Raw genomic sequence first — 736 nt, forward strand, 5'->3', positions numbered from 1 at the left:
CCGGAATTCTTTGTCTACAACAAAGACAGCGCCACGAGGTAGATTCTCTGCAATGGCGCGGTACAAAATGCTACTCGTCGAAGATAATTCATCCGGAAATGTCCTGGCCTTCATCGTCGTGATCTTTCATTTGGCAAAGCGACTGGGATGTACAGGCTGAACTCCGTTTGCAGCGCTTGTCACACTCGCGCAGTGGGAATCATTATATACAGTCCGACAAGATGTACGACCGTTTCTAATAGGAGGCGCCCTGGCAGCGCGGCGCCTGTGAAAACACCCACGGCCTACTGCGCCGGTATTTTTCCAAGGAAACGGACTTGTCGGCCTATAGCCAGGAAGGGATCGACGCCATTGTCGGCGGTCCAAACATGCGGCCCCGCGCGACGCATCACTGGCTCACGCCATTGCAGGTCTATGCCGCCGGCCTGGCAAGTGCCATCATCCGATCGGTCCGTTCAACAAATAGTCGTTGCATTTCAGACTTGAAACTGCCTTCCTAATTATCTTCTGACTGCTTGTTCTTCCGCCCGATATCATTAGTTGCTCTGATCTCGTCTAGCCGGTATCCGTAGCCGTACACGGGGGAAAGGCGATAGCCGCGGCCTGGAGTCAGGCCCAACTTATTACGTACCCGAGATACATGGGTATCCATGGTGCGCGACATTCCCAGCGGATTCCCGCTCCAAACTGTCTCCACAATAAGGGTTCTTGAAAGCGGCCGGCCGGTGTTACGCAG

The 736-nt window shown here is 54.2% G+C and carries 1 protein-coding gene and 1 pseudogene; one reads left to right on the forward strand and one right to left on the reverse strand.

Going from position 1 to position 736, the window contains the following annotated elements:
• Positions 1-245: 245 nt before the first annotated feature.
• Positions 246-500, forward strand: a pseudogene (locus tag JK635_RS24105) (hypothetical protein); the annotation flags it as partial.
• Here the strand turns inward: JK635_RS24105 and JK635_RS04365 are convergent.
• A partial coding sequence (locus JK635_RS04365; protein ID WP_202652773.1) for a winged helix-turn-helix domain-containing protein occupies positions 497-736 on the reverse strand: 240 nt, incomplete at its 5' end. The pseudogene JK635_RS24105 and the gene JK635_RS04365 sit on opposite strands and share 4 nt — an antisense overlap.

Source organism: Neobacillus paridis (assembly GCF_016765675.1).
GTDB classification, from domain to species: domain Bacteria; phylum Bacillota; class Bacilli; order Bacillales; family Cytobacillaceae; genus Neobacillus; species Neobacillus paridis.